The 25,071-nt window shown below is 48.7% G+C and carries 19 protein-coding genes; 6 read left to right on the plus strand and 13 right to left on the minus strand.

The window, feature by feature from the left end:
* Positions 1 to 38 precede the first annotated feature (38 nt).
* Positions 39 to 791, minus strand: a complete 753-nt coding sequence (locus tag ACYVEA_RS24565) for a DeoR/GlpR family DNA-binding transcription regulator (RefSeq protein WP_461116074.1) — start codon at positions 789 to 791, stop codon at positions 39 to 41.
* A gap of 54 nt (positions 792 to 845) precedes the next feature.
* On the opposite strand from ACYVEA_RS24565, the gene ACYVEA_RS24570 reads away from it, so the two are divergent.
* Complete coding sequence (locus ACYVEA_RS24570) at positions 846 to 1,442, plus strand: NUDIX domain-containing protein (protein ID WP_461116075.1); 597 nt, start codon at positions 846 to 848, stop codon at positions 1,440 to 1,442.
* 48 nt (positions 1,443 to 1,490) lie between these two features.
* Here the strand turns inward: ACYVEA_RS24570 and ACYVEA_RS24575 are convergent, their stop codons facing one another.
* The 7 genes from ACYVEA_RS24575 to ACYVEA_RS24605 form a co-directional block, all read right to left on the minus strand.
* Positions 1,491 to 2,210, minus strand: a complete 720-nt coding sequence (locus tag ACYVEA_RS24575; RefSeq protein WP_461116076.1) for an endonuclease III domain-containing protein — start codon at positions 2,208 to 2,210, stop codon at positions 1,491 to 1,493.
* Positions 2,211 to 2,312: 102 nt separating this feature from the next.
* The gene (locus tag ACYVEA_RS24580; RefSeq protein WP_461116077.1) at positions 2,313 to 2,894 is read right to left on the minus strand and encodes a Uma2 family endonuclease; all 582 of its coding nucleotides are present in this window, start codon (positions 2,892 to 2,894) and stop codon (positions 2,313 to 2,315) included.
* An 81-nt stretch (positions 2,895 to 2,975) separates the two neighbouring features.
* Positions 2,976 to 5,534 carry a PIG-L family deacetylase gene (locus ACYVEA_RS24585; RefSeq protein WP_461116078.1) on the minus strand — a complete coding sequence of 853 codons (2,559 nt, stop codon included), beginning with the start codon at positions 5,532 to 5,534 and terminating at the stop codon, positions 2,976 to 2,978.
* A 181-nt stretch (positions 5,535 to 5,715) separates the two neighbouring features.
* The gene (locus tag ACYVEA_RS24590; RefSeq protein ID WP_461116079.1) at positions 5,716 to 7,146 is read right to left on the minus strand and encodes a SusD/RagB family nutrient-binding outer membrane lipoprotein; all 1,431 of its coding nucleotides are present in this window, start codon (positions 7,144 to 7,146) and stop codon (positions 5,716 to 5,718) included.
* Positions 7,147 to 7,268: 122 nt separating this feature from the next.
* Entirely contained in the window at positions 7,269 to 10,556 is a 3,288-nt protein-coding gene (locus ACYVEA_RS24595; protein ID WP_461116080.1) for a SusC/RagA family TonB-linked outer membrane protein, read from the minus strand.
* A gap of 424 nt (positions 10,557 to 10,980) precedes the next feature.
* The gene (locus ACYVEA_RS24600) at positions 10,981 to 11,502 is read right to left on the minus strand and encodes a class I SAM-dependent methyltransferase (protein WP_461116081.1); all 522 of its coding nucleotides are present in this window, start codon (positions 11,500 to 11,502) and stop codon (positions 10,981 to 10,983) included.
* A gap of 87 nt (positions 11,503 to 11,589) precedes the next feature.
* Positions 11,590 to 14,610, minus strand: a complete 3,021-nt coding sequence (locus ACYVEA_RS24605; protein WP_461116082.1) for an amidohydrolase family protein — start codon at positions 14,608 to 14,610, stop codon at positions 11,590 to 11,592.
* A gap of 263 nt (positions 14,611 to 14,873) precedes the next feature.
* Between ACYVEA_RS24605 and ACYVEA_RS24610 the strand changes: the two genes are divergently transcribed.
* Positions 14,874 to 17,555 carry a sodium-translocating pyrophosphatase gene (locus tag ACYVEA_RS24610; RefSeq protein WP_461116083.1) on the plus strand — a complete coding sequence of 894 codons (2,682 nt, stop codon included), beginning with the start codon at positions 14,874 to 14,876 and terminating at the stop codon, positions 17,553 to 17,555.
* A 163-nt stretch (positions 17,556 to 17,718) separates the two neighbouring features.
* Positions 17,719 to 17,991 carry a DUF4242 domain-containing protein gene (locus ACYVEA_RS24615; RefSeq protein ID WP_461116084.1) on the plus strand — a complete coding sequence of 91 codons (273 nt, stop codon included), beginning with the start codon at positions 17,719 to 17,721 and terminating at the stop codon, positions 17,989 to 17,991.
* Positions 17,992 to 18,056: 65 nt separating this feature from the next.
* Here ACYVEA_RS24615 and ACYVEA_RS24620 read toward each other — a convergent pair whose 3' ends face one another.
* From ACYVEA_RS24620 to ACYVEA_RS24635, 4 genes are all read right to left on the minus strand, one after another.
* Positions 18,057 to 19,289, minus strand: coding sequence for an efflux RND transporter periplasmic adaptor subunit (locus ACYVEA_RS24620; RefSeq protein ID WP_461116085.1), 1,233 nt, complete (start codon positions 19,287 to 19,289; stop codon positions 18,057 to 18,059).
* 215 nt (positions 19,290 to 19,504) lie between these two features.
* Entirely contained in the window at positions 19,505 to 19,876 is a 372-nt protein-coding gene (locus ACYVEA_RS24625) for a YtxH domain-containing protein (protein WP_461116086.1), read from the minus strand.
* A 49-nt stretch (positions 19,877 to 19,925) separates the two neighbouring features.
* The gene (locus tag ACYVEA_RS24630; RefSeq protein WP_461116087.1) at positions 19,926 to 20,177 is read right to left on the minus strand and encodes a YtxH domain-containing protein; all 252 of its coding nucleotides are present in this window, start codon (positions 20,175 to 20,177) and stop codon (positions 19,926 to 19,928) included.
* Positions 20,178 to 20,657: 480 nt separating this feature from the next.
* Entirely contained in the window at positions 20,658 to 20,825 is a 168-nt protein-coding gene (locus ACYVEA_RS24635; protein ID WP_461116088.1) for a lmo0937 family membrane protein, read from the minus strand.
* Between the two features lie 475 nt (positions 20,826 to 21,300).
* On the opposite strand from ACYVEA_RS24635, the gene ACYVEA_RS24640 reads away from it, so the two are divergent.
* A complete protein-coding gene (locus ACYVEA_RS24640; RefSeq protein ID WP_461116089.1) occupies positions 21,301 to 21,675 on the plus strand; it encodes a response regulator in 375 nt (124 codons plus the stop codon).
* Positions 21,676 to 21,765: 90 nt separating this feature from the next.
* Entirely contained in the window at positions 21,766 to 23,241 is a 1,476-nt protein-coding gene (locus ACYVEA_RS24645; protein ID WP_461116090.1) for a sigma-54-dependent transcriptional regulator, read from the plus strand.
* Positions 23,242 to 23,316: 75 nt separating this feature from the next.
* Here the strand turns inward: ACYVEA_RS24645 and ACYVEA_RS24650 are convergent, their stop codons facing one another.
* A complete protein-coding gene (locus ACYVEA_RS24650) occupies positions 23,317 to 23,967 on the minus strand; it encodes a porin family protein (RefSeq protein WP_461116091.1) in 651 nt (216 codons plus the stop codon).
* Positions 23,968 to 24,638: 671 nt separating this feature from the next.
* Between ACYVEA_RS24650 and ACYVEA_RS24655 the strand changes: the two genes are divergently transcribed.
* Positions 24,639 to 25,058, plus strand: a complete 420-nt coding sequence (locus ACYVEA_RS24655) for a response regulator (protein WP_461116092.1) — start codon at positions 24,639 to 24,641, stop codon at positions 25,056 to 25,058.
* Positions 25,059 to 25,071: the final 13 nt, after the last annotated feature.

Genomic DNA, 25,071 nt, shown 5'->3' on the forward strand with positions numbered 1-25,071 from the left:
CGGCCTTCAGACCGTTGTATGATCCACAGAAAATATAGTCAATTAAGCAATGTAACGCCTGCTTTACGGTAAGCGGCAACGACGTCCGGTGCTGCTTCGTTATCCGTAATTAGTACGTTAAATAGGCTTAACGGTGCAAAATAGAGGTATTTGTTGGTTTCTAACTTCGATGAATCGCAAAGCAGATAGACTTTATCACTCTGTCGGGCTATCGCCAACGTAGTGCTGGCTTCCTTTTCGCTATTCGCACTCAGGCCATTCTGGAGCGAAATACCGTCAATACCGATAAACGCCCGATTCGCGCGATACCGGGCCATGTGCTCTTCGGCAATGAGGCCATGAACGGCCTGCCGCTCTTTATCGACCTCGCCACCCACTAAATTAATTGTTACGTCCGATGAGATCAGTTCCGCCACAATGGGTAATGAGTTCGTTATGACTGTGATACGTTTGTTACGGATAAATTGACAGAGCCGAAACACGGTACTGCCGCAATCCATGAAGATGATATCGCCCTCCTGAATTTCGTTGGCCGCCCGTTGGCAGATATAATCTTTTCGCTCAGAATTAACGGCTGTTTTATGCGCAAAGCGGTGCGTGTCCGTCGCCAGGCTTACTTTCATTGCCCCGCCCCGCGTTCGATAGAGCAGGCCCGATGCCGCCAACTGGACCAGGTCGCGCCGGACGGTCATCTCCGACGTTTGTAGTAAATCAGCAAGTTCGCTGACCTCAACGGAGCCGCGTTCATCTACCGTTTGTACAATAAGTCGCTTGCGCTGTTGGAAATTCATACCCGATTGCTTTGTTTTGTTCAAAAATAAACAAATTCAAACAATTTTAAACAAATGACTACTGAACGCATACAAATAACGGAGGAGAAACTGCTATCTGACAATTGGTACGTACTGAAACGATTCACATTCAATTATCTGGGTAAAAATGGGCAATGGACAACCCAGCAGCGGGAAGCCTATGACCGCGGCAATGGCGCAACCATATTGCTTCATAATCCGGAAACGGATACGGTCATCCTGACCCGGCAGTTTCGTTTACCCACGTTCGTCAATGGCAACCGCGATGGCGGCCCGGCCTCAGGCATGTTGATTGAAGCGTGTGCGGGGTTGCTCGATAACGATGATCCCGAAACGGCAATAATCCGCGAAACTGAAGAAGAAACGGGCTACCGGATTCAGCATGTGCAGAAGGTGATGGAAGCTTACATGAGTCCGGGTTCCGTAACCGAAAAACTATTTTTTTACATCGCACAGTACACGGCTGATACCGAACGTAATGCCGGGGGAGGCATCGACGAAGAGGAAATTGATATTCTGGAATTGCCCCTGAGCCAGGCCATGGCAATGGTTGCCAATGGGGGTATTATGGATGGGAAAACGATTATGCTGCTGCAGCACCTGCGCCTACACCAACTCGCTCAACATTGACAGGCTGATTATCAGGGATGGTCTAACTTCAACAGTTGGTGTAGCCTTTCAGGCTTTCTTTCTGGTTGGTGTGCTGCTCAGAAGGGCAATGCCACCTGATTGATAAAAGTCGCACTGGTCACGTAGCACACATTCGCTGCATTTTGGATAGTACCAGGTACATATCCGCTGGCCATGCCAGTAAAAATGTTTGTGAAAATTGAAAAGCACCAGCGCATCCTGTGGCAGGTAAGACAATAGTATTGCATGGGCCTTTTCCGCACTCACTTTCGGACCGATGAGCCCTAGCCGTTGCGTAACGCGGTGCACATGCGTATCAACGGGCAGTACCGGCTTATGAAACTTGAAAAGCAGGAGAATGGTGGCCGTTTTCAAGCCGATTCCGGGAAGGGCCGTGAGCCAGTTCATAGCCTCTTCGGTGGATAAGTTGGCCAGAAAATCAAGGTTCGCCATACCCGTTTCCTGAAAGAGATGCCGCAACAGATTTTGTATATATGGCGCTTTTACTTCGGGATAGTTAGCCGCTTGAATGGCCTTGATCAGGTCGGGGAGTGGCGCATCCCGAACCTCCTCCCAGGTTGGAAATTGCTCGCGCATCGTGCGATAGGCGGTCACTTCATTGGCATGGGTAGTGCGGTGCGACAAAATGGTGCCAACCAGTTCATGCATCGGATCAGAATAGCCTTGAATGGCCTGCGTGCCATATAGTTCAGTCAGCCGCTGATGGGCACTACGTGTTTTATCGGCTGGGCTGGAACTGGGTTGCATACAAAAACCGAAGGTAATTTTGTGGATGCTTGTTTGAACCCATGTTCATCGAGAATGTTTCTCGTTATTTGGGATCGGCTTTTGCCAGTCGTAGTAATGAAATTAAGAAGCTGCAAACGTAACATGTTCGTACACTTCAGCCAGGGGAATTGAAATGCCAACCGAACGAAGTACTATAGATCCATCAACTTCACTTTGGACCGCTTTATCCCAACTGTGTTCTGTGAGCCGATACCAGGATTCGACTCGTGGGTAATTTTGTTCGACCAGTACGTATTCCTGAAAGGAAGGCAGTTGTTCGTACAACAAAAATTTGCCAGACTTATCGAAGGAGGCTGTGCTACGGGACAGAACTTCAATAACCAGCAGTGGATTGACGATTAAATCCTCACGCCCATGCCAGAATTGAGGTTCTTCGCAGACGACCAGTGCATCTGGGTAAACGCCAACGTTTTCAGACTCTATATAAATTTTCTGATCGCTATTATAAACAATATACTTGCGTGGGAGGGGCCTCAGCGTATACTTTAAGGCTCCTGTCAGGTTGGCCGCAATCTGGTTATGTCGTGCTTTTGCTCCGGCCATGCGAACGATCTTGCCGTTATAGAATTCGTGTTTATGCAGCGACCGGGTTTCTCGGGTCAGGTATTCGTCGAGCGTATATTTTTTTTCGGCTACTACCATTGGATAAGGTGCTTTATCAAAGATAACCAAAATAGCATCAGCGTATTGCTTCCGGGGGTGAAACCCGGAAGCAATACCATCCTAATTCCGGTTTTGCGAACCCGACACGGAGGCTGCTGAACTGCCTCCCACAGAAATCAAATTGGCGAACAGGCGGTATGCGCCGGGCACACCAGCAGGTAACTCACGGAAGAAGACGAGGCCTGTATAAATGAAGTTTCCCTTGCCGTATTTGGCGTAGATCAGGCTGCCTAATTTAGCTGCTTCGTTCTGGTCGTTGGCGGAGAAAATTGGCTCGTAGGCTTTGTCGTAATCTTTAGCGAAGTAGATACCCCGCTCCTGAATCCAGCCGCTGAAATCGGCCTCGCTTATTTTGTTCGGATAATTAAGCAGCCGATGTTGCGGGTTCACGAATGTCATTTTAGCATCTTCCTCGGTTACGCGTTCGGCCCCTACGGTAAATGGATAAGGACCCATTTGACTCACTTTCAGACCATTCTGAATAAATCCATTGCCGCCCGGCGTTACGTATTGAACAACCAGGGTGCCCCCGTTTTTGACGTAATCCATGAGCTTTGGCTGATAAAGCGCTAAGTAATCATTGGTGTTATACGCCCGAACACCCATGACAATGGCGTCGTAGGCGCCTAGATTTCCACTCAGTTGGGCGGGTCCGAGCAACGTAACGTGGCAACCCATCTGCTGCAACGCTGCGGGCACTTCATCACCCGCACCAACAACGTAGCCGATGTTTTTGGCGGTCACCTTTACGTCCAGCTTCACCAGTTTGGCTTCGGAAGGTGGGAACAGCGTTTGCGTTGGAATGTGCTTGTAGGCAATCTGCCGGAGGCTGGTCGCGAAGGTTCCATCCTGGGTTGTCATAACCGCCTGCAACTTGCCGTTCTGCGCCTGGGCGGTTGGAATGATTTGGAACGTAGCCCGCTGCTCACTGCCTTTTGTCGTCAGGGAGAAAGGCAGGGATGCCGGTTCGACACGCCAGCCAGTGGGAACGTCAATTTTCAGGGTGCCCGATACGTTCGCCCGCCCTGCTTTCAGGACGATCTCGGCCGTTTTGGGTGTGTTGTCACTGAAGGCATACACGCGTTCTGTCAGGTTGGCCGTTACGTCGGGCTGAACAATAAATGGCCGGTAGATTTCGCCATCGACCGGATCCGTCGATCGGTAAACAACGGGTCGGCCGAAGGTAAATCGCTGTCCACTGATCTCGAACGTGTAACTGGCCGATACGGCGGGTGGGTTTTCGGGCAGACCGATAAGTTGCTGATTGTCGACCTGAAAGACGCCTTTAACAATGGGTTTTTCGAGCCAGTAAGGTTGCGAAATTTTCTGTATTTTCGGGATGGTAACCTGGGTTGGTAACAGTACTACGTCGTTGGGCTTGAGCGCCATATTGAGCGTTGTATCCTTGCCGGTCGAGTAGCGAACGCTCACCAGCGTAACTGGTACGTCGGCGCGGTTGACGATATTGGTCGTGAGTTTGATCGTTTCGCCGGGCGTGGCGGCATAGTCGGCCGGATTGGTTTCAAACCAGAGTCCCAGACATTGCCGGATCAGTGCTTCAACTTCCTGCCGTTTGGCTTTAACGTAAATATTCGTGGTATCCAGCTTCGTGATGGCACCGTAGAGTTGCACCAGCGCCGGAACGGACGCAGCGGGCTGGTCGGGCTTAAAGTTGTTGATGGTTTGCGTGACCAGCGATTGAACGGCGTTGCTATTGGGCACCCGTTTCCAAGTCAGATCAATACCTTCGAGTGGGTCTTTCTGGACAGGATTACCCCCCTTCAGCAACAGATAATCAATGCGGGCACCGCGGTTGGGGGCTACGCCAAACCCCTGACTTTTGTGCTGACTACGGCTTTCAGACGCAATTTCGCCGTAGGAGCGCCCCAGCAATGGATTATACAAACCCGTTTCGATACCGATCAGATTACCCGCTTCTTCTGGCTTTTTATTGCTCAGGAAAGCGCCCGGAATAAACATATTCCACATGATGCGCCGGGCCTGCCAGGGTTTCACATACGCCAACTGCTCCGGAAATTTGGTAGCATCGTTCGAAATTTTGAAGGCTTCTTCGGCCAGAAAACCGGATGCGCTGTGGTGGCCGTGACCCGCACGAGCGTCGGGGGGAAACCGGGTAATGATCACGTCGGGCTGGTATTTGCGAATCATCCACACGACGTCGGCAAGTACTTTATCCTGCCCCCAGGTGCGAACGGCTTCATCCGTCGATTTCGAAAAACCGAAATCATACGCCCGGCTGAAAAACTGATCGGGACCGTCGATACGGCGGGCTGCCAGCAATTCCTGCGTTCGGATCACACCGATGTTTTCGCCCTGTTCGGAGCCGATGAGGTTTTGCCCGCCATCGCCCCGTGTCAGCGACAGGTAACCTGTGCGCACAAGCCGGTCTTTGGCTAAATAAGCGAGCATCAACGTATTCTCATCATCGGGGTGAGCCGCTACGTAGAGGACTGAGCCCAGGACGTTCAACTTTTTTAGATTCGACAGGATTTCTCCCGATGGCACTGGTTTGATGGGACCATAAGGAACCTGAGCGAAGGAAATATGGGACAGAAAATAACCAAACAGGAATGCAGGCAGTAGGTTGCGAAGCGACACAGGCAGGAGATGATTATAGGCGTATTAGGCAAATTTACGATTTAGCCTACATTCGTCAACGTGTAGAAGTCAGTTAAGTTGGTATAAATGGAATTAGTTTAAGAAAAGACCACAAAAGAAAAGGCTATCCTACATCAGAATAGCCTTTTACCGTACATACGTTACCTAACAACAAAACGTATTACTGGAAGATCGTCACTTTCGTGAACTGATCAGGTAGCGGTTTCGGTACGTTGGGGTTGGTGTTAACCTCACCCTGTGGGTAAATAAACCGTTCTGGTTTTTTCGCACCACTGTACAGAGGAATGGAGAGTTGAACGATAGGCGTGGCCTTCTCGAGTCGGCGGACATCGTTGAAGGCCTCGTATTGCATGAGGAAGAAAATATAACGCTGAACAACAATTTCGTATAACAGAGCCAGTTGCGTGGTAGCTGCTTTCGTTGGATTTGCCAGGCCCGTAGGCGCGAAGTCCGTCAATAGGTAGGGATCATACTTACGGCCCGTTGCCGAAAGTGTTTTGCCATTGATGGTTCCGTCGGCTAATCCTGCTCTAACCAGATTGAGTGCTGCCAACGCTTTGTCCGTAGCACCCAAACGAGCCTGGGCTTCGGCAATAATGAGCTGGTTTTCGTAATACGTAAGAATCGGGTGGGGCGCATTTGAGGTAAAGGCACCGTCCACTACGTTCGGGTCTAACGTGCCCGCTGACACCACGCCAACCTTAAAGTAGTGATTGTAAAGCGCCGTTTCGTCGGTTTTTGTATTGGCCGATTTGATTCGTGAGTTCATCAGCACGGGCAGATAAGCGCCATCGAAGCCGGTATCTCCCGGGCGGTTGACCCGGAAAAAGTCATAGTTCTGATTGTAGTCGATGCCCTGGCTGGTCCCATGAGGAACGAGCGCATCACCCGCTGTACTGCTGATGCCCAGCGCCCCACTTTCAATCGCTTTCGCGTAATTACCGACGTGCAGATACAGCCGGGCTTTCAGTGTATAAGCGGCCGCTTTCCATTTTGTCACATCGCCTTTGTAGATAAAGTCCTGACTGGCGAAGGCTAAACCACTGGCGGCCGACAGATTCGTAATCGCGTTATCCAGCGTTGTTTGCAAAGCGGTATACACGTCGGCCTGTTTGTCGAACACGGGCGTTGGGTATTTAACGTCATCAAACGCTTGGCTGTAAGGAACGTCGCCGTAGAGGTCCGTGGCTTTGGCAATCAGCAGCGCTTCAAGTACCTGGCCAACGCCTTTGGTCCATTTGTCGCTTACCGCATCCGCTTTGGTCTGGATGAGTCGCGCCTGGCTGGCGGCTGGATACAAAGGACTCCAGGAGAAATTCTGCGCCGACACAATGTATTCGGCATACCCCTGGTGCTGACGGCTCAGCCCATTGAGCTGGCCCGCCCAGATGGCCGAAATCCGCACATCGGTGTCCTCATGCAGCATGGTTACACCCACCAGCGTGCCAGAAAGCAACGTTGGAATATCAACATCGGTAACCGCGTTGGGGTTACTCTGGATATTCGGTTCGTCGAACAATTTGCTGCAACCGCTTAGCAGGGTAAGCGCTAACAGGGAGGCCGTAATTTTATATGAAAATGATTTTTTCATGATTTGAAAGAAGTTTACAGTTTACGGTTTTCTGTTTGCAGTGGTTCGTTATTAATGGGCCGTTTAATTAATTGACACATGGCCGATAACTGTAAACTGCAAACAGAAAACTGATTCCAGGTTTAGTACGTGATTCGTAGCGAGAACAGGAGCGATTTCGTATTGGGGTTCGTAAACCAGTCCTGGCCACGCGAGAGGCCTGCGCCTGTAATGTTCACCTCGGGATCCGTTCCGGTGTAGTTGGTCCACAACAGCAGGTTACGGCCGGTGAGGCTAAAATCAACGTTCGACAGGTGCGTGATCCGGCGGAAACCTTCACTGCGGAGGCTGTACGTCAGCGTCACTTCCCGCAGACGAGTCGAGCTGCCGTCTTCGATGAACTGCTTATACGAAGCCGAGTTGAACGACGTACCACGACCCTGATACCAGGCCTGGTTTAGCGCCACAGGTCCGGCACCGAAATCTTTGATCTGGCCCTGAAATGACGTACCGGCCGCAATCGTGTTGCCGTTCACGTCTTTTATGCCACCGGCTGGTGCCACCGCTGTGCCGCCCTGATCGGCGTGAACACCGAAGCTATAGAGCGCACCGCGGGTTCCGTTGTAGAAATCGTTACCGGCAACCCGGTCGAACAGTACAGAGAGCGACAAGCCTTTATAGGAGAACGTACTGCCTAAACCACCGCGCCATTTTGGGTTTGGATCGCCAATGATTTCGTTACCCGTTCCGCCCTGTGGGAAACCATTCGCGTCGAGCCGGTACTTGCCCGACTCATCTTTAAGGAAATCGGTCGAGTAAAACACGCCGAACGGCTGCCCTTCAATCAGCGACGCATTTTGCTGATAGCTGTCGGGCAACGTCTGGGCGGCAGCACCGGCTAGCGACACAACTTTGTTGCGGTTCAGCGAGAAGTTTGCCGACAAATTCCATTTGAAATCACCGAGGGATAGTACGTCAGCACCGGCTTCCAGTTCAATCCCTTTGTTCGAGAGTTTAGCGGCATTGACATTCCGGATGCTGTAACCCGTTTCGTTGGGTACGTTCAATGAAAGAATTACGTCTTCGGTCGAGTTGTCGTAAGCCGTTGCCGAGAAGTTGATTTTGTTGTTCAGGAAACGAAGATCAAAGCCAACTTCGGTTTCTGTTTTCCGCTCAGGACGCAGAAAGTCATTGCCGGCGGTTGTACTGCGAACGTAGCCACCCCCGTATAACGCACTGGCTGATTTCAGACCACCGGCGTAGGCATCGGTGTAGGCGGCTGGCGAGAACGTCGTGAAATTCTGGTACGGCTGTGGCTGGATACCCACCTGTCCCCAGGTTACCCGTAGTTTACCAAAGCTAAGAACCGAACTGTTTTCGAAACCTTTCAGCTTCGAAAACTGCCAGGCCAGCGCGGCCGACGGGAAGAAGAAGCTACTGTTGGTTTTTGAGCCAAAGGTCGACGCACTTTCAGTACGTCCGGTCAGCGTCAGGAACAGCATGTTATACGCCTGTACTTCTGCCTGACCGTAGTAGGCATAGGTACGAATGAGCGAATTATAGTTGCTGATCGAGCTGTTTGAGTTCAGCGCGTTGGTGAGAATGTCGGGCGCATTGGGAACGATGAAATTAGTAATCTGATCGCTCATGTACTCTTTCCGGCGGCTGTTGTAGTTCAAACCGACCAGCAACGAACCACTGAAGTTATTATTGAACGTATGCGTTGCGTTGGCAAAGACATCGGTGTTGAACTGCTTCTCGGTAATCCAGTTTTTGGACAATAAACCGGTGCCGTACGAACCTGAGTTACGGGCAAATCGCTCAAGCCGGTAATCGGTAAAATTGTCAATACCGGTACGGCCCGTAATGCTCAGCCACGACGTTGGGGTAATGCCTATTTCAGCGGTACCCGTAATACGATCGACATCGGTTGTATTTCGGTTGTTGTTGATGTTCCAGACGGGGTTGGCATAAATCGTGTTCTGATCGACGCCCAGCGGATTCCGGAACGATACGTGTGCATCGTTGAACGTCTGTCCTGCTTTATTCGTGTAAATCCCGGTGTAGTACTGGTTGTTGAAATCGCCCGGCGTCCGGAATCCCCCCAAAATGATCCCGTCGAGGTTGTCACCCTGCTGCACACGAGACGAGTAGCTTTTGGTATAGCCCACGTTGGCCGATGCCCGGAACCACTCGGTAAACTGGCTGGCGGCATTGAAGCGAACCGTGTTCCGCTGATACGTGCTGAACTGCTTGATAACCCCCTCCTGATTCAGGTTCGAGTAGCTCAACAGGAAATTGCTACGGGCATTGCCACCGCTGAAATTGATGGCGTTATCGGTGAAATGGCCCGTCTGAAAGACATCCTGCGTGTGGTCATACGTATCGCGGGAGTTCTTGCCACCGTGTGGATTAGCGGCTGTTCCGGCGGCAATCGCGTACCGTTTTGTGCCATCCGGGAACGTGACGAATCCCTGGTAACCCGCTGCGGCTGGATCGGTGATGAAGTTATCGGCGCCACCGGCGCGGGCAGAAATCAGGTCGCCAAATGTATTCCGGCTGCCTTGCTGATAAAGACCGCCCGATCCCTGGCCGTAGTTCGTTTGTAGTTTGTGGTTTTTGTTGACTCTGTCGAATGAAACGGTCGATTTGAAGGTGATGTTCACCTTGCCTTTGGAATCTTTTCCTTTTTTGGTCGTGATCACAATCACGCCATTGGCCGCCCGTGTTCCCCACAAAGCAGCAGCAGAGGCTCCTTTCAGCACCTCCATGCTCTCGATGTCGTCGGGGTTGATGTCGTTGATCCGTGACTGCTGGACAATGGAATTACCGGCGGCTGAGCCATTGTTGTCGCTGGAGTTACTAACCGGAACACCATCGACAATAAACAGGGGCTGAGCATTACCATTGATGGTATTCTGGCCGCGAATCTGAATGTAGGCCCCCGCCCCCGGATCGCCCCCGTTACGGGTAATGACAACGCCTGATGCTTTGCCACTCAGGCCGGTCAGGAGACTGGTTTCGCCTGATTTAGCGATGTTTTTTCCAGATACAGTAGAAACCGACGAGGCAAACTTATCGCGCTCTTCTTTCAGGCCAAGCGCCGTAATGATCACTTCATTCAATTGCTTGGTATCAGTTTTGAGCTTTACGTCGATGACGCTACGTCCTCCAATCGCTTCTTCGACCGTTTGCATGCCAACGGCCGAGAAAACCAGCGTCGTGCCAGATTCCGGAACAACCAGGCTATACGCGCCTTTTACATCGGTTACGGTGCCGATCGTTGTGCCTTTAACCACCACTGTAGTACCTGCAAACCCATCAATTCCTTCATCGGCAGCAACGGTGCCGCTAATCTTTCGCCCCTGCGCCAGTGCGAACGAGCAATGTAAACCTACCAGAAATAGGCTCATCAGTAATGATTTTTTCATCTAGCTAGTTTGGTTAAGTACTGTAACGTATTGTATGCAAAAGTATGGTTATATATTTATTTTCAAAATATTATTTTAAATAACAGTTTACTATTGTTATAATATTTTGTCTATACAATTAATTTAAGAATAAATCACATTTTAATATTAAATTTAGTCTATTGGTGCGTAAATTAAGTATATATACTTATTGGCTGGCGATTGCCAGAGGGCCTATTGCACCTGCTTTTTATGGCTGGATGGGAGACGGCAGGAGCGTGCTCGAGAAAGGATACGTGTACCTGGTAAAAGTCAGCGTTCTCTGATGCAGGTGTGTTCTGGTTTACAACTACCTAGGTAATTGCCAAACAAAGGCACAAGACGATGAGTAATTTCAGTAGAGAGGGGTCGGAACGCTGAAATTCCTGCGTGGATTGATAAATTATCACCTTACAAACGTAGCGTACAAGTTGGCTGAACCGTAACGAGAAGGCATCTGCTGAAGCTTTTCAACTGAGCTAAAACCTGCCTGTTTAAATAGAGTCGTTAGTGAACGATAACTGAGCGGGTAGGGCACCCAAGGATTGGCGATATCCGTATTATATTCGACCAGGAGAATGCTACCCCGTTCAGTAAGGCAGTCCTGTATTTTGGCAATCAACGCTGGTTTGTCCTTTACGTAATGCAGGGAATTAGCCATCAAGATTCCGTCGATGGCATCAAACGGCCACTCGTCCCGAACAAAATCCTGGCAAACGGTTTTAATCGCTACGTCTTTATAATCGGTGATGTTGGCCAGAGAGGCCTTATTCGTATCAATGGCATACATTAAACTGCCCGGCTGGAGTAAGCTGGCCAGTGCACGGGTAAACAAGCCCGTTCCGCAACCCAGGTCCGCCCAGGTTGACGGTGTGGCCGGGTAATGTCCATCGTGCCGGATCAGAGCTATGGCGTCGCGTAACTGCATAGTACCTATGCGCTTCTTGGTTTCCTTCGAAAAGCTGAGACGTACTATTTCAACGAATTAAACCCACAAGACCTTATAGATTTAGTATCATGGCCGTGTCAGCAATTGGTCGATAGGGAAGACAACGCCATTCTTGATCACCTGCTCAACGTTCAGCGCATCCTTGATATTCGTGAGCGGATCGCCGTTAACAATGACCAGATCAGCCAGTTTGCCCGGTTCTATCGACCCTAAATCTTTACTTACGCCTACGGTTTCGGCGGCCCAGAGCGTTGCCGAACGTAGTGCCTGATACGGTGTTAGTCCCGCATCAACAAATACCTGCAATTCGGTATGCAAGCTCAAGCCATAGGGGACAAACGGGCTGTCGGTGCCGGTCGTTACGTGTGCTCCGGCATCGACCAGGGCCTTAACCCCTTTCTGTAAGTTTCCAAAATTGCTTAAATAACCAGGACTCAGTTTCGCATACTGAGCCGAACTGGCCTGAAGGGCATTGCTGTAGTCTTCGGAATAAAACGCCTTGTATTGACGATTTTCGTAAAGTTTGGGGTCTCTGGTGCCCAATACCGAAAAGCCACCCTGCAACGAAGCCGTCGGCGTGATGTTCATACCTGACTTTGCCAGCAGTTGAATCACATCCTGATAGCTTCGGTTCATGGCCGTAATCTTGGGCGAATACCCACGCCGACTCGTGCCGCCGATGTGCTCCACGGCGTCCACATCGTAGCGCATAGCCGGAAAAATCTCATGCGATGACACTGGCATCCCGTGTGCGTGGGCGAACGTAGTGATCCGTTGCTGCATGGCGTCGGGCATTCGGACATACGTTTTAATCAGGTCGTAGCCCAGTCGGACGGAGCGGTTGAGTTCGCGGTCGAGCTGTTCGTCGGAGTTGATGCTGGTAGCAGCTCCGTAATAAATTCGGGTACCATCAGTTAGGCCACCGGTAAAAAACTGGCGCGGGCCGGGGCGGGTGCCGCTTGCCCAGGCTTCTTTTCGTTCGAGTGCATCGTAGGGATCGGCACCGGGTTCACGCACCGACGTAATGCCAAATGATAGCCACAACCGACCGATTTTCTCCCCAACCATCGAGTGCTGGTGGGTATGCATCTCAAACAGACCCGGCATTACTGTCTTGTTCGATGCGTCGATCAACGTGCCGGACCGACCAGCCTGATGCGGAACGATACTCCGAATCCGGTTGCCATCAATGAGGATGTCGACATTCTGCCGGTACGTATTGGTTGTTCCATCGAACAATCTCCCGGCATGAATGACCAGTTGAGCCGTGGGCTGGCTGTTTTGCCACGTTAACTCCATTGGGTGCGATTCGATACGGCCATCAGCCAGATAAACCTGCTTCAGCGTTTCTGTGGCCAGAAACAGCAGACTTTTAGAGTCGCCGGTCCAACTGGGTGTATCGGATTGTTCAGACGTTAATTGACGGGGTTTACCCGTGATCGTACCATCAGCCTGTACGTCCGTCACATAGAGCAGACCGTCGAGTACATAAGCCATTTTTGTGCCGTCGGGCGACCATACGGGGCCGTTCTGCCCGCGCGTAGCGAGACTGTGAGCGGGGGCAGGTGATACGTAGCGGTCGTTCTTGCCATCGAGCGAGAGCAGCAACACTTCACTCACGCCCTCGCGGTAGCGCGAAGAATAGGGGTGGAGTGCTGATATGGCAATGGTTTTTCCATCCGCCGACCAAGTCGCCTGGCTCGGTACAAAAACGGATTCATGCAATTTCTGCGTTTTGGGTGCTGTGACGTCAGCGGTATACGTCACATCGGCGGTGTAGAGTGTGCTACGTCCCCAGGCATTGCGGGGGTCACTCTGGTAAAAGGCAACCTTGCTTCCGTCGGGCGACCAGCTTGGATAATGCAGATCATCCGCCATATCCGACAGGAGTTTGTCTTCTCCCGTCTTCAGGTCTCGTATCCACACATCCATATTGCCATTGCGATCAGAAACGTAGGTGAGTTTTGTACCATCGGGCGACCAGTTCGGCTCAAGTTCCATCGTCGGCCCTTGGGTCAATCGCTGAGGGGTTTTCGATCCTTTGGCCAAAATCCATAAATCGCCCAGTGCGGCAAAGGCAATCTGTTTGCCGTCGGGCGCGATGGTAGCTCCTTTTATACCCAGCACTTTTTGCGGGGCTTGCGCATCGAAATCGTACGTTTTGCGTTTATAGGTATTTCTGGGCAGGGAAATAATGGCCTGAAACGGAATTGTCTGGGCTGTTGAGCTGCCGAGTTTGCGACGTTTTAGTAAACCATCTGCCGTATATAGGTATTCGTTCGCCGAGAACCAGCTTGCCCGAAACGGGAACACATCTTCCGCTACGTCGGTCAGCATCTGCATTTTAGTGTCCGCCACCGATACCATGGCCAATCCACTTTGCGTATTGGTCAGGGCATTATAGAATACATGCGAACCCGTTGGTTGCCAACTTGGTCCGGCGAGTTTGGCGTTCGTCGGCGAAACAATTTTTTCGGGACTGCCGGGCGTTAACACATAAATCCCAGGGGCATCGGTCCGGTCAGACGCAAACGCCACCTGCGTGCCATCGGGCGAAAAGGCGGGATTGAACTCATTCGCGGAGTTGCTGGTGAGTTGGGTAAGTTTACCATCGGCCAGGGTGAGTTGCCAGATGTCGTAGTTGCCGCTGCGGTCCGACGAAAAAACGATCCGTTTGCCATCGGGCGACCAGTGTGGTTCGCGGTCGTCGTAAATACCGGTCGTCAGCTGTTTTGGCTTACCCCCGTTTTTAGAGACCGTCCAGAGATGATACCGACCATCCCAGAAAGCGTGAAAAGCAATCTGCTGACCATCGGGCGACCAGCTTGGCTGGCGACAATCGCCTAAATTATCGGTTATTGGGCGGGCTGTGCCACCGCTGGCAGGTATGACCCAGATAGTACCCTGTAAATCGATGGCAATGTGCGATTTATCGGGCGAAAGGTCGGCAGCCATGTTGGTGCCCTGCGTTACGTTTACCCGTATGGAGTCGATGCCAGCCGCGCTTAATTGGTTCGTAAAAAGGCAAACGAAGACGAGAAAGGGCACGAATGCGCTCAGCCAGACGGGTACGTGTACGGTTTTCATAGAAGCAAAGAAGACAACAGGTTGATGAAGGGTGATGCAGCAAAAGCGGACGTTTGCCTAGTCAACCTACATAGCTGAGCCAAGACATCCAAGTAAAGAGCTGATTTGGGACCGTACAAGCGGAAATTTCCTAAAAAAAACGTACTTATCCTTAAAAAAAGTCTACCGGTGTAGCTTTGTACGTTGGGTTATGCAAGGTCAAATTCTATATTTGTGAGCAAACCTTTTTTCTAAACCCATTTTATAACCTATTAACTAATCGCATGAATTATAGTGTCTATTTAGTTCCCGTGTTGGGTATTATTGGCCTGGTGGTAATGTTTACGAAATTTCTTTGGGTATCCCGGCAGGAAGCTGGCGACGCCCGGATGCAGGAAATTGCCGGATATATTGCTGATGGGGCAATTGCCTTCTTAAAAGCAGAGTGGCGCGTGCTGACGTATTTTGGTATTATCGTGGCCGTTCTGCTAGGTTACTCTGGTTCTTTAGTCGAAAACTCCAGCCCGGTTATTGGCCTTTCGTTTATTCTGGGCGCGTTTTTGTCGGCGCTGGCGGGCTACATCGGCATGAACATCGCCACAAAAGCGAACGTCCGTACAGCCCATGCTGCCCGCACCAGCCTCGCTCGTGCATTAGACGTATCATTTACGGGTGGTTCGGTCATGGGCATCGGGGTGGCTGGCATTGCCGTGCTAGGCCTTGGCAGTTTATTTATCGTTCTCTATCACTTATATGTCGGCGCTTCGGGCGATGTCAATGGTGTTCCCATGGAGAAGGCCCTTGAAGTGCTGGCGGGTTTTTCGCTTGGTGCTGAATCGATTGCCCTGTTCGCCCGCGTCGGTGGTGGAATTTATACTAAAGCGGCCGACGTTGGCGCTGACCTTGTCGGTAAAGTTGAAGCTGGTATTCCCGAAGATGATCCACGCAACCCGGCTACCATTGCCGATAACGTGGGCGATAACGTAGGAGACGTAGCGGGTATGGGTGCTGATTTATTTGGTTCCTACGTGGCTACGATTCTGGCAACGATGGTACTCGGCCGCGAAATTCGAATTCCTGCGGATATGAACATCTTCGGTCACGCACCCATTGTGCTGCCGATGATGATTGCCGGATTGGGCCTGATTTTCTCGATCATCGCTACGTATTTTGTACGTATTAAAAACGATAGCAGCAGCGTTCAGGCAGCCTTGAACCTGGGTAACTGGGCATCTATTGGCATTACATTAGTGGCGTCATACTTTCTGGTCAGAGCTTATCTACCCGATATTACGATGGAAATTCGCGGGGTTGAGTTTGGTCGCATGGATGTGTTTTATGCTATTGTGACGGGTCTGGTTGTGGGTGCCCTGATGTCTACGATCACTGAATATTACACAGCGATGGGCCGTCGTCCGGTCATGTCGATTATCCGGCAGTCGGCAACGGGCGCGGCAACGAATATTATTGGTGGTTTAGCGGTGGGTATGGAGTCAACGGTATTGCCAATTCTGGTGCTAGCCGCTGGTATCTATACGTCCTATCACTTTGCGGGTTTGTACGGTGTGGCGATCTCAGCCGCTGGTATGATGGCTACTACAGCCATGCAATTGGCTATTGACGCTTTCGGTCCCATCGCCGATAATGCCGGTGGTATCGCCGAAATGAGCTACCTGCCCGAAGAGGTGCGTGGCCGTACCGATATTCTCGATGCCGTTGGAAATACCACCGCTGCAACGGGTAAAGGGTTTGCTATTGCCTCAGCCGCGCTGACAGCGTTGGCCTTGTTTGCGGCATTCGTCGGCATTTCGGGTATCTCGGCCATTGACATCTACAAAGCGGACGTATTGGCGGGGCTCTTCGTCGGTGCCATGATTCCGTTCATTTTCTCGTCGCTGGCCATTGCTGCAGTGGGCCGGGCCGCTATGGCCATGGTAGAAGAAGTACGTCGCCAATTTCGCGAAATTCCGGGTATTATGGAAGGAACCGGTAAGCCTGAATACGAGAAGTGCGTAGCCATTTCGACCCAGGCATCTATTCGTGAGATGGTGTTACCGGGCGCTATTGCGCTGACCGTGCCTGTTATTGTTGGGTTCATTTTTGGGCCTGAAGTACTGGGTGGTCTGCTGGCGGGTGTTACCGTGTCGGGCGTACTGATGGGTATCTTCATGAATAACGCCGGTGGCGCGTGGGATAACGCTAAAAAGTCGTTCGAAAAAGGCGTCCTGATCAATGGCGAGATGTATTACAAAAAATCGGAGCCACACAAAGCGTCGGTTACGGGCGATACGGTAGGGGACCCTTTTAAAGACACGTCTGGTCCGTCGATGAATATTCTGATCAAACTAATGTCCATTGTCTCGCTGGTTATTGCTCCATACATTGCCGTACAATCGTCTGAAACACGGGGCTATAATATGGAGGGTAAAGAAGCCGCTGGAACGGAAGTTCCGCTGGAAGAATCGACTGCCGCCGACAATGATAAAGTTAGTACGCCCAACGCCAAACTGGGTGAGTTCAGTATTCAGAAATTGACGAGTGGCATTGAACTGAATATTCCTGAGTTCGGTATCGAAAATAAGCTGCTGGCTTTTATTAAAAGTGGCAAAGCGGTTAATAAAGATACCTGGTTCGATTTCGACCGGCTTTTGTTCCAGACGGGTAGTGCCACATTGGAGCCTCAATCGCAGGAGCAGTTGAAAAACATCAGTGAAATTCTGAAAGCGTACCCAAACGTGAACGTCAAGCTCGGGGGCTATACCGATAACACGGGCAATGTCGCCAGTAACCTGAAACTCTCGCAGGATCGCGCCAATTCAGTACGTGTCGAACTGGAGAAGATGGGTATCGATAAAGATCGCCTGGAGGCCGAAGGGTATGGCCAGGAGCACCCGGTTGCCTCAAACGATACGGAAGAAGGGCGTGCGCAAAATCGCCGGATTTCAATTCGGGTGACGAAAAAGTAAGCTCGTTTTACCGTTAAATAAAGCTTTTTGCCTGAAAGTCAGTCTTTTAACAAGGCTGGCTTTTTTTCATTAAGTTTTGTGCTAAAATTGGCTGGATAGCCAGAGCGAGTAAACCAGAGACGTTGACAACCAAACTAGTATTCACTACTAAACCCAACTAATCATGCCCAAATACGTAATTGAACGGGAAATTCCTGGTGCAGGAAAATTAACAGCGGAGGAATTGAAAGGTATATCGCAAACCTCCTGTGGCGTATTAACGAACATGGGACCGCAAATCCAGTGGTTGCAAAGCTATGTGACAGGCGACAAAATCTATTGTGTTTACATTGCGCCCAATGAAGAAATGGTTCGTGAGCATGCCAGACAAGGTGGCTTTCCGGCCAATTCTGTCAGTGAAGTATCTGCAATCATCGATCCAACGACGGCAGAATGATCAGTAAAAAAGGCTCCCGAATGTGCACATTCGGGAGCCTTTTTTAGCTGTCAGACTTGTATTGGCTAGTTGCCTAATGCATTATAAATCAGCAATTGGTTAGTTGTTACAACGCGATCGCCAGGGGCCAGGCCACCTGTCAGATACGTCTTCTGGCCGATGGTTTTATAGATGTCTACCTCGCGCACAATTGGCTGGTTTTCTTTATTGACCATCACCACAAAATTTCGGTTTTTGTCGAAAACAACGGCCCCGGCAGGAATGGCAATACGTTGGTCGTGGCCAGCGTAACTAACACTCACATTAGCAAACATTTCGGGTTTTAATCGGTAGTCAGCGTTATCGAGTGTAACACGCACTTTCAGGGTTTTGCTATCAGCGTCCAGTACGTTGAAGATTTTGTCGATCTTACCCCGAAAAATTTTATCCGGATATGAGATGGTTGTAATCGTAGCCTGATCGCCTTCGTGTACATTGGCTAAGTCTGATTCATATACATTTGCCATTACCCAGACATGATCGAGGTTAGAAACGGTGAACAAGTTTTCCGGGTCATCGGAGCGAAGTTCCATACCCTGAGACGCTGTCTTTTCAACGACAAACCCACTCATCGGGGCTTTTACTAAATAAACCGACCCCAATCCACCAACGATCTGGCGTCGCTCGGTTACCCGATTTACTTCGCCTTTGGCTGCCTGCAACTGTTCCTGACTAGCTACCAGATCACGTTGCGAACTTAAACCCGCTTTGGTCATGTCTTCTGTTACCTGTTGATTTTTCTGCGCTACCGCCAATTGACCTCGGGCGGCAACGGCCTGCTGCTCCAAATCAGCCAGATCACCCGACCGTATCACCGCCAGGATTTGCCCTTTTTTGACGTAATCGCCTAAATCGGCTTTAAGCGTCTCAATGTGGCCACCTACTAACGGAAATACCTTGACCACCTGATCCTGGTTGAATGTAATTTTACCAGTCAGATTTAATTCATTTTTAGCGTTTTCTAACCTGGCCGTATCGAAGGTTGCGGTTGCGAGCAATTTGGTGTCCTGCTTTGATTTGGCAGGTGGAGTTTCATCGGTTTTGGCCGAGCTACCGCAACCATTTATCCCAACTGCCAACAAGAGGCTAGCTATAGCGGCAATTGCCCGGTGTCTTAACATCTGGCTAACTGAATCTTTTGCTACGTGTATCAGCAAGCCAAACGAATGATTCTGTACCTTGGTCAATTGCTTGTTAGGCATAAGCTCCAGTCGATTTCGGAGTCGGGGTGAGGATGTGATAATAGGATATTTTTTCATTGGGTCTTAGTACCCTGGCTTATCTGTATAACGTTATTAGCACATGGTTAAAACGATAGCTTATTGGGTGTACAAAAGTCCGCATAGCTAATTAAAGGCTTCTTAAACCAGAATTAAAAGGTAGTTAAACCCACTAAAAGACGTAACCCCCGCTGAATCCATAGATTCGGCGGGGGTTACTTTTCAGAGACGTTGAGTAAATCGGGTAATCGTACTTATGCTTTGACTGACGATTGAGCATTGTCGACACCAGCTTTGGCATCGTCGGCTAACTCGTCAACCTTATTGTTATAGGCTTCTTTGGCCTCATCCTTATTTTTGTCGAAAGATGCCTCAGCCTGGCTTTTATATTGGTTAAACTGCTCTTTGGCTTTGTCAGTATACTGATTGACCTGACTTTTAGCCTGGTCAAGGCCTTCTTTAACCTGAGAAACTCCTTTTTCCCATTGGTCCTTCAGGTCACCGGTGCGCTTGTTAGCTTCTTCGGTCAGTTTATCGCGTGTTTCCTTGCCACTACGTGGGGCCGTTAGAATGCCAATAACAACGCCTGTGATGATACCGGTTAGAAAATCTCGTGTGCTTCTCATTGGTTTATGTATTTTTAGGTGAGTGTCAACTACTTTAAGGTAAGTAGGCTTATTGCTTTATCTTACGTTTTGCCTGTCCAACTAGTTCCTGGGTTTTCCCAGAAGCTGTGTCAACATAGTCGTTGTATTGGCTCTTGATGCTGTCCAGCCCCGACTGAAGTTGATCCTGAAGATCTTTAAAGAAAGAGTCCGATTCAGACGAGATCCGTTTCCGTGTCTTATTACCGCTTTCGGGAGCAAGAAGAATACCTACAACTGCGCCAACGGCTAGTCCTACTAATATACCTGGTAGTGATTTCATGATGTTTAATTTTTGTGAATGACTATGTACAAACAATGACAACTATATAGAAAATTCTGTACCACGAATAAAAAAAAAAGATAAGTGGTTGTTTTTGAGTTAATTGGTAGTCCTTCCTGGGTTCCTCCCCTAAAACAATGTTGAGGAGTTTTCTCTACAAGGACGTCCACGTTTTACGCAATTCTCCCCGGATAGCTTTTTAAGAAGTTTCCTGTACCAGGATTTTTTATAGTGAAAACAGATAATAGTCGATACTCAATTCTACCTATTTTCATTATTCGCCAAGTGGATAGACCAACAATAAAAATCCCCGCGCTCAACTTGGCGCAGGGATTCCGTACCCACCGTAACTTGTACTTAACCTAAAATGCGTTTTGCGGAATTTTCCGCACCTAAACCAACTAGTTCGTTAGGGATATTCTTGTATTGTTATGCGACATTACGAATATGCCGCGTACTGTCTTATTTTTAAAGCCTTCCTCAAACCCCGCGTCCCTGTATCAAACGTAGGATGATTGCGATGACCGCAAGAACCAACAGAACATGAATCAGACTACTGCTACCAATTCCGGTTCCTAAAACCCCTAAAAAGCCCAGGAGCCATATAATAATCAGTATCACAGCAATCGTGTAAAGAAGGTTTCCCATGATGTTTCGTGAGTAAATCAGAAGTTATTATCTCGCAATCGATAATCTAATCAGAAAAAGTTGTGCCAATTATGTTAATACAATCCACGTCCACCCATCTTTAGGCTTATAGGCTTGTAAATGAGCCTTTAAAGAGCTTAGAGACTGAGTTCTGCACCGCTGATAAAAATCTATCTGGCAAACGGAATTGTGGATGAAATTCTACAGGTGTAGAATAAGCGTAGAAAAATAGCGCAATCTCTATGCTATTACTAACATATTTGTTATTAGCGATCTGCACTTAATTAATCAATGTTAAAACGCAAATGGTTAACCTATTGCACGTTAGTGATGGTTATGCTATGGATTTCAGGCAAGCCAGCTATTTTCGGCACTAAATTTATAGTATGATGTATGAATAACACATTATAAAAAATTGGCTGTGGTAACAACGACAACAGGAGTTAGCCCGGGACACCAGTACAGACCTATCACAATGAATACAGTATCTCTGGCAAAGCGCGTATTAATTGTAGATGATGAAGCTGACATTTGTTTATTGCTCTCCGGTTTATTGCGACGCTTAGGGTACCAACCTACGTGCGCTCATTTTATTGAAGAGGGTCGGCAATGCTTAAGTGCCCAAAAATTTGACGCTATTTTTCTGGATTTGAACCTTCCGGATGGATTGGGTTTCGATTTGCTTCCATCCATCAAGGAAGGGCAAACGGAGGCTAAAGTAATCATGATTAGTGCCTTCGATGGGCAGGCTGAACGTCGACGGGCTACCGAACAGGGTGCTGATTATTTTATCGGTAAACCATTTACACGTCGTTCGGTTGAGATGGCTTTGCAAACCATTGAGGTTTGAGTAACTTTGTTTATACAGCCAAAGAAAGAGCCATCCATTGCTGCACTATTAGTTGAGAGTGGGCTTTCTGAAAAGGCTCTATTCCTCTTCATGGAAAAAATTCTGATTGTTGACGATAACAATGATATATGCCTGCTCTTAGAACGGTTTCTAAGTAAACAGGGCTATAAAACAGCGTCGGTCCAGCGGGGAGATGACGGGTTAACTTTGTTACGAAAAGAAACGTTTGAACTGGTTATCTGCGATTTTAAACTTCCTGATATTGACGGCCTTGAAATGCTACGCCGAATTAAGGTGATGCATCCAACAACGGCTGTCATTATTATTACCGGCTATTCCGACGTTCGGATGGCCGTGCAGACTGTTAAGCACGGGGCATATGACTACGTAACGAAGCCCCTGTATCCCGACGAAATACTTTATACCATAAAAGCGGCTCTTGAACGACGCGCCCAATCCCTGAGCCAGACAAAAGATTCATCGGTAACAACGACGACGGTTAGCAGTAAAGCAAATTCCGTAAAACCACCGTCCGCTAAGGTTTCTCTTACGCCCGACGGCAAACGATTTATTTTTGGTAAGAGCCGATTTGCTGAACAACTCCAGAAGCATATCGACCTAATTGCGCCAACCGACATGTCGGTCATTATTACGGGTGAAACGGGCACTGGCAAAGAGTTTGTAGCGAATGCCATTCACCTTAAAAGCAAACGTGCTGATAAACCGTTCGTAGCCATAGATTGTGGCGCCCTGGGTAAAGAACTGGCGGGGAGCGAGTTGTTTGGTCACGTTAAAGGGTCTTTTACAGGGGCCATGGCCGATAAGGCGGGTAGCTTCGAATATGCCAATGGAGGCACCATCTTTCTGGATGAGATCGGAAATTTATCCTACGATAATCAAATCAAGTTGCTACGTGTATTGCAGGAACGTAAAATCCGGCGGATTGGTAGTAATCAGGACATTCCCGTAGACGTACGAATTATAGTGGCTACCAACGAAGACCTTAGGGAATCTGTTCGGCAAGGTAAGTTCAGGGAAGATATCTACCATCGCATCGCCGAGTTTGAAATGCATTTATCGCCCTTACGGGAACGTAAAGCCGATATCATGATTTTTGCTGACCACTTTCTTGATTCTGCCAACAGGCAGTTAGAGAAAGATATTCTGGGGTTTGAAGAGGAAGCGAAAGAGAAGTTAAAAGAATATTACTGGCACGGTAATCTGCGCGAGCTACAGAACGTAGTGAAACGGGCCGTATTACTTACGCAGGGAGAATACATTGAAGCAGACGTATTACCCCAGGAAATTGTTACTCCGCAATATCTGGCCCCCGAAGATACGGGTATGAACAATGTCCAGATTAACTACGATCCAGCCCGACCGGGTGTCCCTGTATTCAGCCAGTCAGCAGCGAACCTTAAGTCGGTTTCGGAAAATGCCGAGCGAGCGGCTATTTTGAAAGTGCTCGAAAAAACCGGATATAATAAAACAAAGGCTGCTGAAGTACTAAATATTGACCGTAAAACGCTTTATAACAAGCTAAAAGCGTACGATATACATTTATAAAGTAAAAAATGAATGCGTGAAAGAGCGAAAAACTAGTGCAGTTTTTCGCTCTTTCACGCATTCATTTTTTACTCACTAATTAAGGCTGAACCCAACCGATAGTAGGCCTACACCATTCTTGGCATTGCCAAGTAGCGTTTTAGCGGCCCCACTGCTGGCAATCTGTTTGAGACCCTGTTCATAGCGAGCCCCAATAAATGCCTTTCCGAAGTACAGATTCAAGCCACCTGCAATACCATAATCAACTTTATTAAAATTGTCTCGATTAATAGCGCTTGAACCGCTACCAAAATCGTTGTTTGAATTAACATTTGAATTAAGCAGATAGGATACGTAGGGACCTGCCTGTATTTCAACCGACTGCCCTAATTTGAACGTAGCGAGTACCGGTAATTCAGCATAATTGAGCTTAAAGGTGTTTTTACCGTTGAAATTAATCGCATTCACATTGTACGTGCCCGACGCGCCCTTTGTCATGTAAAGCAGTTCCGGCTGAATAGCGAAAAACTCACCGATAGGCGCTTGTGCAAAGACACCGAGGTGGAAACCAATACGTTCATTTTTATTGGACACACCCTGGCTATCATAATACAGTGAACTGGCATTAAGCCCACCTTTTATACCAACACGTGTGCGGCCCTGCGCTACGGCGTCAGAAGAATTCAGCGTGAATGCCCCGATCGTTAGAACGGCGGCTAGCAGTAAGATATTGACTGACTTTTTCATACTATTAATGTAGTTAATGACAGATTTTAGACTGCATCTGTTCGATTAGTTTATATGTTAATTTCGTGCCAGAATCGCTAAATCAGCTTCTATTTGAGGTATACACTTGCATTATACCTATTTATGGCTTTTTTAACATCCTGTCAATTTGTGTTGAATTTTGGTGAACTGGGTAATAAATTCCCCAATGTGTAGAATCATCCAATCAACTTTTTTTTGTTGTCATAACAATTCAGCCCGAAACTGGTTTGCCAGAATGACCTGAACAAAATGTACTCGGAAACGAGCCGAAGGCTTTTTACTTCACACACGAATAGCGCTTTAATCAACGGCTAATTTTTCAGATAACTTATTAGCAAGCTGAGTTAAACTATACATGCAATAGTGTTGGTCTTATAGGAAGACCTGGTAAAAAGTGCGTAAGTAAAGGCATGGGGAATGGAAAGAAAGCATAGGTTAAAAGCGTATTTAATTAGCTGAAAAAGAAAAGTAGTATAATGTTTTTGACTAATTTTGAAGAGGGTAAACCTGGATTTTATTACGTTGACCTAATAGGCCTGATTACCCAGTCGACGTTCGAAATTGGCTCTTCGGGCTTTATGTGAATCTCATAAAGCCTGCCATTAGCTACCGTAACTTAACGCATGCCCATGCATCATGACCCTACTTATATGACCATCCTGATTGCTGAAGATGACACTGATGATCGACTATTTATGGATCGGGCACTTCGGCAGTCGGGCTATACACACTCGCTAGCGTTTGTTGAAGATGGCGAAGAGCTAATGGACTACCTTCGTCGTGAAGGTCGATTTACGGAACAGAATGCGCCGTGGCCAGATTTGCTGATCCTGGACTTGAACATGCCTCGGAAAAATGGTTTCCAGGCTTTAAGAGAAATTAAAGACGATCCTAAACTTCGCAGGCTCCCAGTGGTTGTTATGACTACGTCCTCTGCGGAAGAAGATGTGGTAAAAACGTATAATCTAGGCGTTAATTCATATGTAACAAAGCCCTTTAATTTTAATCGGCTAGTTGAAATGGTCAGTGCATTAAAAACATATTGGATGGATACCGTTAAATTGCCCTAAGCCGTTATCGGTA

Source organism: Spirosoma jeollabukense (assembly GCF_054777855.1).

Excerpts from the sequence above, each read along its gene's own strand:
- ACYVEA_RS24605 (WP_461116082.1), bottom strand. The coding sequence starts at position 14,610 with ATGAAAACCGTACACGTACCCGTCTGGCTGAGCGCATTCGTGCCCTTT.
- ACYVEA_RS24625 (WP_461116086.1), bottom strand. The coding sequence starts at position 19,876 with ATGAGAAGCACACGAGATTTTCTAACCGGTATCATCACAGGCGTTGTT.
- ACYVEA_RS24590 (WP_461116079.1), bottom strand. The coding sequence starts at position 7,146 with ATGAAAAAATCATTTTCATATAAAATTACGGCCTCCCTGTTAGCGCTT.
- ACYVEA_RS24635 (WP_461116088.1), bottom strand. The coding sequence starts at position 20,825 with ATGGGAAACCTTCTTTACACGATTGCTGTGATACTGATTATTATATGG.
- ACYVEA_RS24630 (WP_461116087.1), bottom strand. The coding sequence starts at position 20,177 with ATGAAATCACTACCAGGTATATTAGTAGGACTAGCCGTTGGCGCAGTT.
- ACYVEA_RS24610 (WP_461116083.1), top strand. The coding sequence starts at position 14,874 with ATGAATTATAGTGTCTATTTAGTTCCCGTGTTGGGTATTATTGGCCTG.
- ACYVEA_RS24570 (WP_461116075.1), top strand. The coding sequence starts at position 846 with ATGACTACTGAACGCATACAAATAACGGAGGAGAAACTGCTATCTGAC.
- ACYVEA_RS24600 (WP_461116081.1), bottom strand. The coding sequence starts at position 11,502 with ATGCAGTTACGCGACGCCATAGCTCTGATCCGGCACGATGGACATTAC.
- ACYVEA_RS24575 (WP_461116076.1), bottom strand. The coding sequence starts at position 2,210 with ATGCAACCCAGTTCCAGCCCAGCCGATAAAACACGTAGTGCCCATCAG.
- ACYVEA_RS24615 (WP_461116084.1), top strand. The coding sequence starts at position 17,719 with ATGCCCAAATACGTAATTGAACGGGAAATTCCTGGTGCAGGAAAATTA.
- ACYVEA_RS24650 (WP_461116091.1), bottom strand. The coding sequence starts at position 23,967 with ATGAAAAAGTCAGTCAATATCTTACTGCTAGCCGCCGTTCTAACGATC.
- ACYVEA_RS24620 (WP_461116085.1), bottom strand. The coding sequence starts at position 19,289 with ATGAAAAAATATCCTATTATCACATCCTCACCCCGACTCCGAAATCGA.
- ACYVEA_RS24655 (WP_461116092.1), top strand. The coding sequence starts at position 24,639 with ATGACCATCCTGATTGCTGAAGATGACACTGATGATCGACTATTTATG.
- ACYVEA_RS24640 (WP_461116089.1), top strand. The coding sequence starts at position 21,301 with ATGAATACAGTATCTCTGGCAAAGCGCGTATTAATTGTAGATGATGAA.
- ACYVEA_RS24645 (WP_461116090.1), top strand. The coding sequence starts at position 21,766 with ATGGAAAAAATTCTGATTGTTGACGATAACAATGATATATGCCTGCTC.
- ACYVEA_RS24595 (WP_461116080.1), bottom strand. The coding sequence starts at position 10,556 with ATGAAAAAATCATTACTGATGAGCCTATTTCTGGTAGGTTTACATTGC.
- ACYVEA_RS24580 (WP_461116077.1), bottom strand. The coding sequence starts at position 2,894 with ATGGTAGTAGCCGAAAAAAAATATACGCTCGACGAATACCTGACCCGA.
- ACYVEA_RS24565 (WP_461116074.1), bottom strand. The coding sequence starts at position 791 with ATGAATTTCCAACAGCGCAAGCGACTTATTGTACAAACGGTAGATGAA.